Source organism: Pseudomonas sp. JQ36, assembly GCF_053851495.1.
The window spans coordinates 1613479-1628420 of the sequence record NZ_CM132642.1; the positions used below are offsets into that span (position 1 = coordinate 1613479).

The 14942-nt window shown below is 61.0% G+C and carries 13 protein-coding genes; 3 read left to right on the forward strand and 10 right to left on the reverse strand.

Annotated features, from left to right (window positions below):
• Positions 1 to 21: 21 nt before the first annotated feature.
• The 3 genes from ACS4NR_RS07225 to ACS4NR_RS07235 all read right to left on the reverse strand — a co-directional run bounded on the left by ACS4NR_RS07225 (position 22) and on the right by ACS4NR_RS07235 (position 3169).
• On the reverse strand, positions 22 to 456 hold the full coding sequence (locus ACS4NR_RS07225) for a YqaA family protein (RefSeq protein WP_253151333.1): 435 nt from the start codon (positions 454 to 456) through the stop codon (positions 22 to 24).
• Positions 456 to 902, reverse strand: a complete 447-nt coding sequence (locus ACS4NR_RS07230) for a DUF411 domain-containing protein (RefSeq protein ID WP_095135615.1) — start codon at positions 900 to 902, stop codon at positions 456 to 458. The genes ACS4NR_RS07225 and ACS4NR_RS07230 overlap by 1 nt, the downstream gene beginning before the upstream one ends.
• A gap of 275 nt (positions 903 to 1177) precedes the next feature.
• On the reverse strand, positions 1178 to 3169 hold the full coding sequence (locus tag ACS4NR_RS07235) for a methyl-accepting chemotaxis protein (protein WP_095135617.1): 1992 nt from the start codon (positions 3167 to 3169) through the stop codon (positions 1178 to 1180).
• 379 nt (positions 3170 to 3548) lie between these two features.
• On the opposite strand from ACS4NR_RS07235, the gene ACS4NR_RS07240 reads away from it, so the two are divergent.
• A complete protein-coding gene (locus ACS4NR_RS07240; protein WP_027612032.1) occupies positions 3549 to 4076 on the forward strand; it encodes a hypothetical protein in 528 nt (175 codons plus the stop codon).
• A gap of 48 nt (positions 4077 to 4124) precedes the next feature.
• On the opposite strand, the gene ACS4NR_RS07245 is transcribed toward ACS4NR_RS07240, so the two are convergent.
• From ACS4NR_RS07245 to ACS4NR_RS07270, 6 genes are all read right to left on the reverse strand, one after another.
• Positions 4125 to 5048 carry a GNAT family N-acetyltransferase gene (locus ACS4NR_RS07245; protein WP_456019536.1) on the reverse strand — a complete coding sequence of 308 codons (924 nt, stop codon included), beginning with the start codon at positions 5046 to 5048 and terminating at the stop codon, positions 4125 to 4127.
• Positions 5048 to 6337 (reverse strand): phenylacetate--CoA ligase family protein, encoded by a 1290-nt coding sequence (locus tag ACS4NR_RS07250; RefSeq protein WP_456019537.1) that lies wholly within the window; start codon positions 6335 to 6337, stop codon positions 5048 to 5050. Before ACS4NR_RS07250 ends, ACS4NR_RS07245 begins: the two co-directional genes overlap by 1 nt.
• A 49-nt stretch (positions 6338 to 6386) precedes the next feature.
• Positions 6387 to 8789 (reverse strand): aldehyde dehydrogenase family protein, encoded by a 2403-nt coding sequence (locus ACS4NR_RS07255; RefSeq protein ID WP_456019538.1) that lies wholly within the window; start codon positions 8787 to 8789, stop codon positions 6387 to 6389.
• A 1-nt stretch (position 8790) separates the two neighbouring features.
• Positions 8791 to 9921, reverse strand: coding sequence for a LuxE/PaaK family acyltransferase (locus ACS4NR_RS07260; protein ID WP_456019539.1), 1131 nt, complete (start codon positions 9919 to 9921; stop codon positions 8791 to 8793).
• Entirely contained in the window at positions 9918 to 11174 is a 1257-nt protein-coding gene (locus ACS4NR_RS07265) for an MFS transporter (RefSeq protein WP_456019540.1), read from the reverse strand. Before ACS4NR_RS07265 ends, ACS4NR_RS07260 begins: the two co-directional genes overlap by 4 nt.
• 263 nt (positions 11175 to 11437) lie before the next feature.
• Positions 11438 to 11572, reverse strand: coding sequence for a hypothetical protein (locus ACS4NR_RS07270; RefSeq protein ID WP_456019541.1), 135 nt, complete (start codon positions 11570 to 11572; stop codon positions 11438 to 11440).
• 157 nt (positions 11573 to 11729) lie between these two features.
• Between ACS4NR_RS07270 and ACS4NR_RS07275 the strand changes: the two genes are divergently transcribed.
• Positions 11730 to 11918, forward strand: a complete 189-nt coding sequence (locus ACS4NR_RS07275) for a hypothetical protein (RefSeq protein WP_025109975.1) — start codon at positions 11730 to 11732, stop codon at positions 11916 to 11918.
• A gap of 18 nt (positions 11919 to 11936) precedes the next feature.
• Here the strand turns inward: ACS4NR_RS07275 and ACS4NR_RS07280 are convergent, their stop codons facing one another.
• Positions 11937 to 12314 (reverse strand): fe2+ zn2+ uptake regulation protein, encoded by a 378-nt coding sequence (locus ACS4NR_RS07280; protein ID WP_027612026.1) that lies wholly within the window; start codon positions 12312 to 12314, stop codon positions 11937 to 11939.
• A gap of 277 nt (positions 12315 to 12591) precedes the next feature.
• Here ACS4NR_RS07280 and pvdQ point away from each other — a divergent pair, with 277 nt between their 5' ends.
• The gene (gene pvdQ, locus ACS4NR_RS07285; RefSeq protein WP_456019542.1) at positions 12592 to 14937 is read left to right on the forward strand and encodes a bifunctional acylase PvdQ; all 2346 of its coding nucleotides are present in this window, start codon (positions 12592 to 12594) and stop codon (positions 14935 to 14937) included.
• Positions 14938 to 14942 lie beyond the last annotated feature (5 nt).

The window sequence follows — 14942 nt, forward strand, 5'->3', positions numbered from 1 at the left end:
GCAACGCGATGGCCGGAATGTTCAACCGAGCCAGCCCAGGGTCAGCATCGCCACCACGGCGTAACGCGCGCCTTTGGCCAATGTGACGATCAACAGAAAGCGCCCGATTGGCTCGCGCATGACGCCAGCGATCAGGGTCAGTGGATCGCCGATCACCGGCAGCCAACTGAGCAGCAGTGACCAGTGACCGTAACGCTCGTAATGTTTGCGCGCGGTGGCCATGTGTTTCGGACTGACGGGAAACCAGCGTCGATCCTGAAAGCGTTCGAGGCCGCGCCCCAGCCACCAATTGACCAGCGAACCGAGGACATTGCCCAGCGTCGCCACGCCCAGCAGGCCCCAGAGCCAGTAACGGTCGCTGGCGATCAGGCCGACCAGCAGCGCTTCGGATTGCAGCGGCAACAGCGTCGCAGCGCCGAACGCGGCGGCGAACAGCCCGACGTAAGCGGCAGGCATCAGTGAGCCGGGTAGTCCGCCACCACTACATCTGTGCCGTCCTTTTTCAGGCCGATCACTTGATAGGCATCACTCATGCCGTCCATTTCCATGCCCGGCGAACCCATGGGCATGCCTGGTGCGGCGATACCCAGCAGATCGTCGCGCTTGCTCAGGGCCAGCACTTGTTCAGCCGGCACATGACCTTCGACGAACTTGCCGTTGATCAGTGCGGTATGGCACGAGCCCAGGCGCGGTGGCACGCCGTGTTGCTGCTTGAAGCTGCTCATGTCGCTTTCGACGTGGTCTTCGACTTTGAAACCGTTGGCTTCGAGGTGGCTGATCCATTTTTTGCAGCAGCCGCAATTGGCGTCGCGATGCACTTCGATCGGGATCAGATCGGCGGCCTGGGCCAGGGATGACAGGAGCAGGGCGCTCAGGGCGGCCAGTCGCAGGGAGGTTCGCATGGTGGGCTCTCGACAAGGATGACGGTCAAAAAGGAAAGTATTTTGACCGGATTATCCTGCCGGGCATCAACGGAGTGTTTCAAGTTGATACAAGGCAGACTGGCAGGATGATCATGGATCAAGCCTGACAGCCTGCTGAGCGAGAGATTACAAATCTGTCAGATAAAACACGACCCCTGTAGGAGCTGCGGCACGCTGCGATCTTTTGATCTTGGTTCATAAAATCAAAGTCAAAAGATCGCAGCGTGCCGCAGCTCCTACAGGAGAATGGTGGGTCACCGGACTTTGAACCGCCCCATGATCGCGCTCACCCGGTTGTTGGCCTCCAGCAACTGGCGGGTGTTGCGCTCGCTGACCTCGCCGCTGTGCACCAGTTCTTCGACCATGTGGCGGATCTGCACCATGCTGCGGTTGATCTCTTCGGTCACCGCACTTTGCTGTTCGGCAGCGGTGGCGATCTGCGTGCTGAGGCTGTTGATGTGGCTGACCGAACCGGCCATTTCATCCAGACCCGAGTTGACCCGCGCCGTGGCGTCGGCGGCGGACTGGCAGCTGGCCTGGGTGTTTTCCATGGCGCTGACTGAGGAGCTCACGCCTTGGGTCAGGCGGCTCAACATCTCGTTGATTTCCGAGGTGCTGGCCTGAGTGCGGGCGGCGAGGGCGCGGACTTCGTCGGCGACCACGGCAAAACCGCGACCCTGTTCACCGGCCCGGGCGGCTTCGATGGCGGCGTTGAGGGCCAGCAAGTTGGTCTGGCCGGCGATTGCGCCGATCACTCCGAGAATCTCGGTGATGCGCTGCGCGTCTTGCTGCATGTTCTCGACTTTCTGGGTGGCGCTGGCCACTTCGTCGATCAAGGCCACTACGCTGTTGGTCGCTTCACCGACCACCACCCGTGAGCGGTCGGCGTTCTCGTTGGCGCGCTGGGTGAACGCTGCGGTTTCTGCGGCGTTCTGCGCGACGCTCTCGGCCGTCGAACTCATTTCGGTGATGGCGGTAACGGTCTGATCGGTTTCCGAAGCATGGCGCAGCAGAATCTGGCTGGTGTTGGCCGACGTACGCTGCAGGTCGTCCAGGCTCGAAGCCATGGCGCCGGTGGCCTGGGTCACTTCACCGATCATGTTCTGCAGGTAGGCAATAAAGGTGTTGACCGAGTGGCCGATGGCGCCCAGTTCGTCTTCGGCACGGATGGTGATGCGCCGGGTAAGGTCGGCATCGCCGCTGGACAGCAAGTCGATGTTGGCCTTCAGCGCTTTCATGCGCGAAACCAGTTGGCGAATCGCATACACCTGCAACAACACCAGCAGGATCACCAGCGGAATCTGCAACAGGCTCAGGCTGCTGAGCACGTCGTCACGCTGGGCGGTGAGCATTTTCGTTGGCAGGGCGGTGGCCAGGAACCACGGCGTGCCTTCGATCGGGCGCATGAAGAAAGTGCTGGCTTCGCCGTTGTTGTCGAACTCGACGCGTTGCGCCTGATCACGGTTCTGCAGGCCGGCCTTGACCTGACTGGCGAAGGTCGAACCGGCGGCCAGTTCGCTGATGTTCTTCAGCACGATCGGGCCGCTGATGCGCGAGCTGTTGCTGATGATCTTGCCGTCGGCCTCGACGATCAGCATTTCGGCGTTGAGGTCTTTTTCCTTGCGCGCCACCAGATCATTGAAGAAGCCCAGCGTCACGTCGATGGTCGACACGCCCCACGCTGCACCGTTTTTCTGGATCGCCATGGCGCAGTTGGTACGCGGCTCGGCACTCGCATCATCTTTATAGGCCGCAGCCCAGGCGCACTGGCCGCGCGGGGTCTGCATGCCGCCCTTGTACCAGCTCTGATCGTAGTAGTTGGGCGCCGCGTCGCTGTTCCAGAAGGTGTTCACCGCCAGTTTGCCCGAGGCATCGCGGTGCCAGAACGTGCTGAACTTGTTGCGCCCGGCCTCACGCTGACCCGGCAGTGGCCAGATCCCGCCGCCGAAGACTTTCAGCTCGCCGTACTGATCCACCAGGCCCGGCAACACCGTGTCAATGGCCGCGCTGTCGAGCAGGGGAATGGTCTGGGTGATGCTGCGCTGCTGCGCCTGGACTTTGTTCAGTTCGCCCTGGATCTGTTCGGCGACTTCGGCAATCCGGTTGAGCACCACCTGTTCTTCGGTATGCCGCAGCTTGGGTGCGACCAGTTGGCTGATACCGACCACGGTCAGCACCGACAGCAGCAGGATGAACAGAACCAGAAATAACGTGTAGCGAGCCTGAATGGTGCGGAATGCGGGCATGGATACCGGTCCTTGAACTGCGATTTTTATTGTGGGGTCGGGGGAAAACGGCGGGGTCACACCAGCGTATCGTCGGCGAAGCGGGAAGCTTTAAGTACTTTGGTGCAAGAAAGTGTCGGGCTGACGGAAGGGGTGTGTCGACTCCGATACAAATGAATCGAGCCTCTCGTCAGCTGGCGCAAAAAAGCATCGGATGCAATCGTCAAACTGCCATGAAACCGCGACACAGTGAGCTTCTGGCAATTTGTATCGAGAATGTACAAAAATTGTAAGCGACTGCACTAAAAGGGTTGGTGCCACCAGTTCGCCGGTAGATACTTCCCGGCATTCAAGTAGTCCAGCAAGGACATTTCATGGTTATTTCACAGGGAGTCTTCTCATGACGATCGGCATTGTCGGCGGCTGGGAGAGCAAAGCAGGGGTGCTGGTTCGCAATACAGGCGCGAAGAAGGAGGTCAAGCAAAGCCTCAAGGTGCAGCAGATGCTCGCCAAGGTCGGCACCAATCCGACCGCGCTGAACACTGCCGAAATGGACAAGCAGGGCCTGCGCAAAAATATCAAGGGGTTCGATCCGGCGAATGTCTCGGTCAAGCAACTGAGCAATCTGAGTGTTTTCCTGCGTGAACGCGGACTGATTTCCGACATCACCTCCTTTACATTGCTCAATGCCGGCGACAAGTTCGACCGTTTCGGCGTGACCAAAGACCCTGATGCAAAATTCAATGCGCTGGAGTATTTCGCCACCCAGCTCGACGCCATTCAGAACAATGGCCTCAATGGCAATGCCTACGGCAAAAACCTGATCCCCGAGTACAAGAAGGCGATCTACGTGCTGCAGAATCTGAAAACCTACGGTGAAGGCAACGCGGCGAAACCTGTGGATCAAGGCGTCAAGTCCAAGGCCTGAGCCGGTCACCCACGGCCCACCCATTGATTGGGTGGGCCGTTTTCGTTTTTAGTCCTGATACCTTTCGCCGGCCTGCTGGGCCTGATCCTGCAGGTGCTGCATGTGTGGACAGTGCAGGCTCAGCGTTGAGGCCTGGTAGCCACGATGAAACAGTGCCAGCCAGCCGTCGCTGTAGTCATCGGGGACAATCCCGGTGAAAGCGAATCCGGCATCGGCCAGTTTGTGCAGCGCGCTGGAAAACCCTTGGGCGAGTCTGAGTCTGATCGAAATCAGCCAGTGCGCCGGCAGTTGTGCCAATTGCTCGAGCAGGTTGTCATCGAGGGCCTTTAGCAGCAAATCATAGCGCCCTGATACGTGATCGAAGCGGATCTTCGGGCCTTTCCACTGCACGGCATTGTCGGTGGTACCAAACACCGCCTCCAGACGCGACATCAGCTCGCGGCAATCCTGCGGCCAGGCGAGTGCCGGCAGCGGGCGCTGATAACCGTCGATGCTGCAGTGACCCACAACAATCGTCTCCCGCCCGGTTCCACCGAACGGCGAGGGCGCGTAATCGGGCAACAGACCACAGCTGTGAAACCCCAGGCCGGCGGCCATGCGCTGCGTATACGGGTGGTGCGTGACCTGCTTGATCGTCACGCCTCGGCAATCCAGCGCCTGGGCATGAATCAGCAGCTGCTGGCCCAATTGCGTGGCGATGTTTTGCCCGCGAGTGTCCGGGTGCACCACGGTCAGGGCCAGCTCCGCCAGTGCGCTTCGGCCAGATTGGCGAAACAACGTGGCGTGCCCGCAGATATGCTCGTTGACCACCGCTACCAGCGAGTGCCAGCGACCGTCACTGTGGTTCTGGCTGATCATCCAGGGCAGATACACGTGGGGTTGAGGATAATGAACGCCGTAGATTTCTTCGAACAGGCGGCTGACTGCCGGCGCATCGGCGACGCGATAGCGGCGGATGATCGTCGTGTCCATCACGCTTGCCCCTGTTGCGGATGGTCGTAAACCCGTCGATCCACGACCCGCTGATGTTTGCCGGAGCGTGGATGACAGGTCAGTTCATCGTTCGCACAGGCGATCACGTTCAGCTCCAGCAATTGATCGGACTGCAGCTTCTCGATCAGCGGGTATTGGTCGATCAGCGCACGGCGCAGGGTTGAGCTTGCCTGGCTGATGTCAGCCGTTCGCGTGCAGGGTACCCACTTGAGGCTCAGCAGATCCTGGCTGGCTCGCTGTTCGATGAGCAGTTGCCAGTCATCGCTGGCGGCGATCTTGCGCACCAGCTCGCCGATGTCACCGGTATCCAGACTCAACACGCTCACCCGCACGCGCTGGCTGTTCATGCTGCGGCCCATCAGGGCGAACTTGCGCATCGGCGTCCCTGCCGGTTCACGCCAGCAGGCGAGGTCGCCGACCGGATAGCGGATCACCGGCATCAAGCGCCGGGTGAGGTTGGTCAGGACCAGCCTGCCGTTACGGTTGCATTCTTCGATGACGTCACCGCTCACCTCGTCGATGATCTCCAGCACGCTATGCCGCTCCAGCATCCGGTGTTCGCCCAGGCTGCAATCGCGAGCGCTGACGCCGATCAGTCCGGCATCGACGCTGGCGTAGCCGATAGAGGCAATGCGTGCGTTCGGGAACACCCGCTGGAGCGTTTGCAGTTGGGCGGCGAACAGGCTTTCGCCGCCGTAGAGCAGGGTTTCGACGCCCTCCAGGATCCGTGACTGGCGCTCAAGCCAGGCGGCGAATTTGAGCATTTGCGCTGGCAGACCGGCCAGCACATTGATCCGGTACGCAACGATCGACTCGGCCAGTACGGCGCTGTCGACGGCCCCGGTGAAGGGAAATTCGCTGACGGGGGTCTGGACATGGGCCAGCGCGTCGTGGAGAAAAATGAAGCTGGCATACAGGTCGCCGACGAAGAACAGATTGGCAACCCGGTCGCCGGGGTTCAGTTGCGCCGTGAGGTGGCTGCCGAAATCGCGCACCAGGGTTTGCCATTCTGCGCGGGTAAACAGCGAGAGTTTTCCCGAGCCGGTGGTGCCCCCGGTCTTGAAGACCATCGCGTCTTCCAGCGGGCCTGACAACACTGGCCACCGGTGCGGATGCTGACTGTCACGCCAGTATTGTTCCGGGTCGATCAGGGGCAGTTCGGTCAAGGCGCTGATGGGGGCCGCGACATCTCTGAAGTGTTCGCGGCAATAGGCCGAATGTTGCCGGGTAAAACCGAGCAAGTTGTTCAATTCAATGAGCGTGTTCATGATTTCTTCTTGTATGAAGTGGCGATGGGCCGCGTGCAGGTTTCTGCTGTCAGCGGCGTGTATCAATCAGTAAAGGTGTCTTGCCGCTGTGCCGGTTTCGGGCGAACTGCTCGACGGCACATTGCTCGACGTCCAGCGTGAGCAAACCGGTCTGCACCAGCGTGGTAAGCGTCGAATAATTCTGCAGCTGTCGATGGGCCTCGGCCGGTTCCAGAGGGCAGCGCAGGCGCATGCGTTCCAGGCCGTCAGGGCCATGATCGAGAACCAGCTGAAACGGCGCCTGAAGATGCTGCTCCAGGATCACCAGCGAAATGAAATCGGTGCCGATGCGCAGCAGGTTGCCGTGGCGTTGCAGCAGTTCGAAGCGCGGTGAAGTCAGACCGCAGGCACACGGGCCGGGTAGCCAGCGTCCGCTGTCGCCAATGTCATAGCGCTGCACGGACTGGCCCTGACGCCCACGGGAGGTCACCAGCAGACGACCGGATTCGCCGTCACTGACCGGCGCGTCGTGTTCAAAATCGACAATTTCCAGGTGCTGGATGTCGCTCATCAGATGGAACACGCCATCCGCCGTGGCCCGGCAGGCATGCCCCAAGGGGCCGGCATCGACGCTGCCGTAAATCGCCGAGCGGATCAGGCTGACGCCGCAACTTTGCAAGAGCTCGCGGGTTTGCTCACTCAGGTGTTCGCCACCGAGAAAGACTTTGTCGACGCCACCATAGCGCCGGAGTATTTGTTGTTCGTTGATAAACAACCGATGCAGGGTGCCGGGCATGCCGATCAGCACGGTAATCCGTTGAGCCTCGATCATCTGCGCGATCTCACGGTAATCGTCGTCCGCCGGGGCGCCCATCGGCCAGTGTCGGGCCTGCAGTTGTTCCAGCACTTTGGCAAAACTGGAAAAGCCGCCGTACAGCCCGCCGCTGAAAAACAGGTTCATGACCCTGTCCTGCGCCGGGTCCAGTCCGGCCGCGAGCAAGCCATCGGCGGCCGCCTGCATCTGGCGCTGGAAGTCGTGGTAACTGAAGCCGGAAAGCACAGGTGCGCCACTGCTGCCGCCGGAGCGAAAGAACAGCTGCGCCGCTGAAGTCGGCGGCTGGCCGACGAATTGTCCTTTGTCCATGATCGCCAGACCGGTCAGTGGTGGTGGGGCAGGCAGCTGATCAAGCGTGGAGTGGCTGGTCAGCACGTTCGCCGGCAGACTGACCGACACGCGCCGACTCAGGCGCTGCAGCGCATAAACACCGTCGTGAGGTTCGCCGTCGTAGCCATCGTGAATAGTCTCGATCGGGGTAATGCGCGTCACACCGGCGGCAATCAGCGTTTGCGCCAGTTCGGCGATCTGCGCCTCGGGGCACAGCAAGGCGCAGCTCTGCAGTACGTTGCGCCAGGGCAGCAACGTGGCGCTGAGCCGCTCGCGGGGCAGGGGTTTGAGCAACAAGCTGCGAAACAGCGCAGAAGGTTCGAGCTGGCGATCATGACTCCAGATCACCCGCCAGCCCGGCGCACTCCAGACCCGGCCGGTCTGCCCGGCAAAACTCTGGGCCAGCCGGGCCATCGCCGTGCAGGTGGTGATTTGCGAAGCCTCCTCAAGCGTCGGTGCAAGGGCCGGCCATTGTCCGGCACGGCGTTCGAATGCGGCGGCCAGTTGCTCCCCGATATCGTTCAGTACGCTCGCGTCGTCGCTGTCCACCAGCAACCACTGCGGGCTGGAGCAGGCTTGCTGATCGAGGCGGCAGACTTCATCGACAATCGCATCGAGCACGGCGGGCGATGCCGCGTCCGGGGTCAGATAGGCGAAGCTGATGCGGTGCCCCCAGTCGATCCAGCGACAGCCTGGCGGGATCTGCTGGCGGATGGCGTGCAGCGCGGTTTCGCCGCCCCACGCCGCGACACCGTTGGCGTGCCTGCACAGCTGGCCGATCTGTTCGGTGCGGGTCGGCAGCACCGCCACGTAACCATTGAGTTGTCCGCTTGCATCGCAGGCAACCAACGCCTGAAGCAGGCGCGCGGTGAAGCCAGCGTCACTGCTGCTGGGGCGCAGCCAGTTGACGTTGCCGCTCAGCAGACTCTCGATCACCGCACAGAACGCCAGCAGCGGCGCGTTGGCCGGAGTGATATGCACCACCAGGCCCAGCGGACTCCAGCGCTCGAAGCGTGACTGTCGATAGTCGATACGGCGCAGCGATTCGGGGCGCAAGCCCAGTTCACGATCCAGCTTGGCTTGCAGGGCGGCAGGCTGGCAGAAATCGATCAGTGCCTCGCGCTGACCGGGAGCCAGTGGCAGTTCCGTTTCTTCTTGTTGCAGACGTTCGGCGAAGGCCTTGGCAGTGGCAAGCAGAGTGCTGGTTTGCAGTGGAATCTGCAGCCTTCGTGGCAACTCCAGCTGAAGTTGGTGCAAGGCGCTGTCGAGACTGCACTCGGTGTGCAACTGACCGTTGATCAAGTACATATCAGTGCCTCCCCAGCAGTTCGGACGCGGCCATGGCACAGCTCCTCGCGGCCGTGGTGCCGGCGCGGCCATGCAACTGGAACCAGTCGCTGGCCAGGCCGCAGGCACAACTGGTGCCCGGATGCAGCGTGGCCAGATCGCTCATGACCACGGCATGGGCCGGGCTTGAGGAAATGTAGGGTGAGACCAGATTCAGCAGGCCTCGCTGGCCATAGGGCAAGACTGAAAAATCCACCGGGCTGCGTACGTATACTTTTGCGTAGACCGGTACGTGAAAGTGATGGTGGGCACATTCGACGTAAGGCACCGCGTGTTCGACGGCGCCATAACCGTCGCGACAGTCTTGGGTCGCGATGCCCAGTTGTTGCTGGATCCGCGCATACAAGGCTTGTCTGGGGACTTCTTCGGCGGCACGGGTTTTCCAGCCGCCGCCGAAAAATGCCAGCGATCCGGCCGCCAGTTGCAGGTCCGCCACGCCGGTCGCGCGCATGCGTTGCAGGGTTTCCCAGAGAAAGGCGGGAAAGCCGAAGATGCGCACCGGCAGACCTTCTTCGGCAAAGGCCTGCAAGGCGCTGATCACGCCGAACAGATCAAACTGGTGGCCGTCACCATTGCGACGCAGGGCGTAAACCACCCGATTGGCGGGAGCAAAACTGCACAGGAACTGATCGGTGAAGGACGTGCCCAGGGAGTTTTTCTGCTCGGGCTCATAGCCGAGCAACAGGTAGTTGCACGGGGCATGCGGGGTAATCCAGCCATATTGGGCGAAAATCCGTTCGACCATGTACTGCGCGGCGCCGAGGCTGCGCGCGTCGTAGCGCATGCGGCTCTTCTGCCCGCTGGTGCCCGAAGAGGTCAGCTCCAGAGCGTCCTCGCCCGTGGGACTGAGCAGCATTTGCTGCTTGAAGAAACTGGCGAAAATCGGTGGCAATTGCGACCAGTCGTCGAGCGTGTCCAGGTCATCGACAGCGATTGAATGGGCGCCAAGCCAGTGCTCGTAACCGGGCGTATGGCGAGCGTGGAACCGGGTGATTTCGCTCATGGCCTGATTGAACAGCCCCTTGGGCACGGCATCCGCGCAATAGGGCTGCGGCAATGCGCAAAGCGCATCGCTGTGGGGAAACTGAGTCATCGAATATCCTTATTGATGTGTGGTGGGTGCGGCGAGTGCCGCAGAAGGCGGTAGAGCAGGGGCAAGCACAGCAGGCCACCGAGGCCTGCCAGCAGGGAGAAGGATTGCAGGCTCGAACCACCGCCGATGACGGCGATGAGCGAGCCGCCGCAGCCCATCACGGCAATCGACAGCATGCCGATCATGGCCGAGACCAGCCCCTTGCCCGCATCGCTGGAAAACAGCGCCAGGCGGTACAGCGCGGCGTTACTCATGCCAAGCCCCAGTGCATACACGCCCAGTGCGCAAACGGCCAATGGCAGCGCAGCCGAACTCAGGGCAGCAGCGATCAGCCCCAGCAGTCCGAGGCAAAACGGCCACTGGGCCAGACCGATCACCTGGGCGAGCGTGTGCCCGACGAGCAATCGATCCAGTAGTAAATTGCCGAGAATCACCGCCGCGAACACCGGGATCTGCCACAGGCCATATTCCAGCGCAGACAGCTCCAGGCGTTGCATGAGCAGCACCGGTGCCAGTCCGATCCAGGCAATCAGCGGCAGGCTCATCAGGCCCAGTGTCAGACTGGCGCCGATGAATCGGCGGTTGCGCAGCAGTGCGAGGTAACCGAGGCCGATTTGCCTGAGCGAAAACGCCGCGGGAGCCTGTCGCTGGCCGTCACGGCGCATCACGCCGATCGTTTCCGGCATCCAGGCAAACAGACCGAGCCAGATAACCACACTCGTTGCCGCCAGCCCCAGAAACATCTGTCGCCAGCTCAGCCATTCCAGCAGCAGGCTGCCGAGCAACGGGCCGAGCAGCGGCGACAGCAGCGCCACGTTGCCCAGTAATGCCATGAGACGCACCGCATCCGCCTCGCAGAACACTTCCTGCAGGGTCGGGTAGCTGACGGCGACCACAAAGCCCAGGCCCATGCCCTGGATCAGGCGCAACGCATTAAAGGCTTCAATGCGCTGCGTTACGACTGCGGCGCTGCACGCCAGGCCGAACAGCGCACAACCGAGCAACAGCAAGCGACGCCGGCCGTAACGGTCGGAAAGGGGGCCGATCAGCCATTGCAGGCATACGCCGCCAATCAGGTACAGGTTGAAGGCGTTGGCTACATGCCGGGTATCGGCGTTGAACTCGCCGGTCACCGTCAACATGGCCGGCATGATCATGTCGCTGGCCATATAGGTGAGCAGCTCAAAAGCGGTAATGGCCAGGCAGAAGCCGATAATCTGCACGGGCGCCATTACGATCAAGGTTCTCTGCATAAACATCCCTGTTTCAGTAAGCGAGAAAAGTTCGCAGAGACTAGAGGCAGAGTTGGCGCGGCAGCCAATGCTTTGCTGCGACATGAAATTTCAAATACTTACAGCGTATTTACTTTCCCCCGCAGGCCGATCGACAAGGCGTTTGCGAGCACAGGCGCGCCAACAAAAATGCCCGCTGGCGGGCGGGCATGGTTGGCATTGAAAAGGCTGGTGAGGTATCCCGACCGGTATTTCAGGCGTACCGGCGGGCGAACGGTCCTGTTCTATCGATGGTAATAACCGGAGCCTTCCTGATAACGATGGTGGCCGTCATGCCAGCCGCCGTGGGGGAAAATGATGCAGCCGCTCAAGGTCAGTACGGCAAGGAGGGGAATCAGCCAGGTGATTCGACGGAACATTTCAGAAATCCTCATGGTTACGCCGTCATGAAGCCAAAACTCTTCATCGGCTGTAACATGAGACCGCGTTCGGCCAGGCCCATCCCCGCAATACGGTATGTGCATGGCATGCAACCGGATACAGACCGGATACATTTGAAAGTTTCAGGAACCCGCAATGACTCAGAAGCAACGTTTGAAATACTCGATACTGATCGCCCTGTCGGTGCTGGCGATCATGCTCGGCCTGTCCTGGCTGCAAAATGCCGGGATGATCAGTGAGAAAATGTTCCAGTACATCGCCATCGGTGTGGCGGTGGTCGTGGTGGTGATCAACGGGGTGATGCGCCGCAAGGTCAAACCCTGACGGCGATCGCGGGACGCTTCAATCGTGATTGAGCACTGCAGCAGCCTGTGGATGCAGGCTGTAACTCTTGTCCGGGTTGAAGGTGACCACCCCTTCGGCGCATAGACGCTTCAACACTTCGCGCACGCTGAGAAAGGACAACGGAATATCCAGGTCCAGCAGTTGACTGTGCACGCCGCGCACGCCCAGGCGTCGATCGCTTTGTGCGGCGACCAGCAGGGCATCGATGACTTTCAGACGAATCAGGCTGGTGCGCAGGCCGAAGCTTTTCAGCAACAGACGAATCCGCTCATTGCCCTGGCGCTCGGGGCTGGGGGCGAAGCTGCTCGCGCGGGAACTCATGGAAGCTCCTTGTGACGCCTGGCTACCGTCCATTGGTAGTTGCGAGTTGTACATGGGATTACTCCTTTTCAGAGCCCGATCAGGAAACGTTTTGACTGCTCTCAGTAAACAAGACGTTTCAGCACGACAAATCATGAAAGGAAATATGTAGAAATTTTGTCGGTTATTCGTTGTTTTCCCGTAATCAGTGGATTGCACCCCCGTCAATCGGGCTAAATTTTTTTTCTCGCATTCGTTTCCTGAACAGCCGTCTTGCGCCCAGGCGCATGAATCAATTTCAGAGCGGATCCGGCGCAAGCGCCGATCCTTGTCTTGTCGTTCAGGAGCGAGTGTGATTATTTCCCGACAGTTAACCGGACTGGCCCTCGCCGGTGCGTTTCTCGGACTCAGTCTGTCCGCCCATGCCTTCAGTCCCGCTGCACAAGCCAGTGCCGATATCCGCCGCACCTCCTTTGGTGTGCCGCACATCCGCGCGGAAAATGAACGCGGACTGGGTTTCGGCATCGGTTACGCCTACGCGCAGGACAACCTGTGCCTGCTGGCCAACGAGATCGTCACGGTCAACGGCCAGCGCTCGCGTTATTTCGGGCCGGAGCAGTTCACCGTCGAACAACGCGAGAATCGCGTCAGCGACCTGTTCTTCACCTGGCTCAATACGCCTGCAGCGGTGAAGGCGTTCTGGGACGCGCAACCGGCGCAGGTGCACGACCTGGTGGAAGGTTATGCCGCGGGCTATAACCGCTATCTCGCCGAGCGCCGCCAGCTGGGCCTGCCGCAACAGTGCCAGGGTGAGTGGGTGCGTGATATCAGCGCCGAAGATCTGGTGAGACTCACTCGGCGCCTGCTGGTTGAGGGCGGTGTCGGGCAGTTCGCCGAGGCGCTGGCTGGCGCGACACCGCCGCAGGCCACGGCCCAGCTCGGCAGCAATGCCCAAGCCTATCAATTGGCCGACGCGCGCCTGCAGCGCTTCGCTCTGGATCGCGGCAGCAACGCCGTGGCGGTGGGCAGCGAGCGCTCGTTCAACGGGCGCGGCATGCTGCTGGCCAACCCGCATTTCCCGTGGGTGGGCGGCATGCGCTTTTACCAGATGCACCTGACCATTCCGGGCAAACTCGACGTCATGGGCGCTGCCTTGCCGGGGTTGCCGATGATCAACATCGGTTTCAATCAGCATCTGGCGTGGACCCACACCGTGGATTCATCCAAACACTTCACCCTGTATCGTCTGCAACTCGACCCGAAAGACCCGACCCGCTACATGCTCGACGGCAAGTCGCTGCCGCTGAACAAGCAGACGGTCACCGTGCAGGTCAAACAGGCGGACGGCCAGGTGGTGCCGGTTTCGCGCGATGTCTACAGCTCGCAGTTCGGCCCGATCGTGCAGTGGCCGGGCAAGCTCGACTGGGATCATCAGTACGCCTACAGCCTGCGCGACGCCAACCTGGACAATGATCGTGTTCTGACGCAGTGGTACGCGATGAACCAGGCGTCGAGCCTCAAGGATCTGCAGGATTCGGTGCACAAGATTCAGGGCATCCCCTGGGTCAACACCCTGGCCGTGGATGACCAGGGGCAGACGCTGTACATGAACCTGTCGGTGGTGCCGAACGTCAGCGCCGACAAACTGGCCAAATGCAGCGACCCGCGCATCGGCTTGCAGATGATCGTGCTCGACGGCTCCAACAGCGCTTGCGCCTGGGATATCGATCCGCAAGCTGCGCAGAAGGGTATCTATGCCGCCAGCCAGCTGCCGCAACTGTTGCGCAAGGACTTCGTCCAGCACTCCAACGATTCCGCGTGGCTGGCGAACCCGGCACAACCGCTGACCGGGTTCTCGCCGCTGATCAGTCAGGACGGCCAGCCGCTGGGCCTGCGTGCGCGGTTTGCGCTGGAGCGCCTGAGTGCTCTGGGCAAAAAAGGTCCGTTGGCGGTGAAGGATCTGCAACAGATGGTGATGGACGACAACGTCTATCTGGCGACTCAGGTGCTGCCCGATCTGCTGAAGTTTTGCGCCGCGGATCTGGGGGCGGACGCGGCCGCGTTGAAGCCGGTTTGCGCCAGTCTCAAGGGTTGGGATGGCCGGGCGAATCTGGATTCGGGCATTGGTCTGGTGCATTTCCAGAACATCATGCAGGCGCTGCAAGCGTCGCCGGATGTCTGGCGCGTGCCGTTCGATCCAAAAGACCCGCAACACACGCCACGCGGTCTGGCGATCGAGCAACCGGCGGTGAGCAAGGCACTGCGTGAAGCGCTGCTGGCGTCGGCCGCCACCGCGCAGAAAATGGGCCTGAAACCCGACACCCGCTGGGGCGATATTCAGGTGGTGAGCAGCGGCGCTCGACAAACCGCGATTCACGGCGGGCCGGGAACGCTGGGGATCTACAACGCGATCCAGAGCGTGCCGCGTGAAGATGGCAAACTCGAAGTGGTCAGCGGCACCAGCTATCTGCAAGTGGTGACCTTCGACGACAAGGGCCCGCACGCTCAAGGGCTGCTGGCGTTCTCGCTGTCGAGTGACCCTGAGTCGAAATACTCCCGGGATCAGACCGAGGCGTTTTCGAAAAAACAGTGGAGCGTGTTGCCGTTCACTGAGCAGCAGATCGCTGCCGATCCGCAGTATCAGGTACAAACGGTTCGCGAGGTGGCGGGCAAGACTGCCGGAGTGGCTGCGCAGTAAGTTGT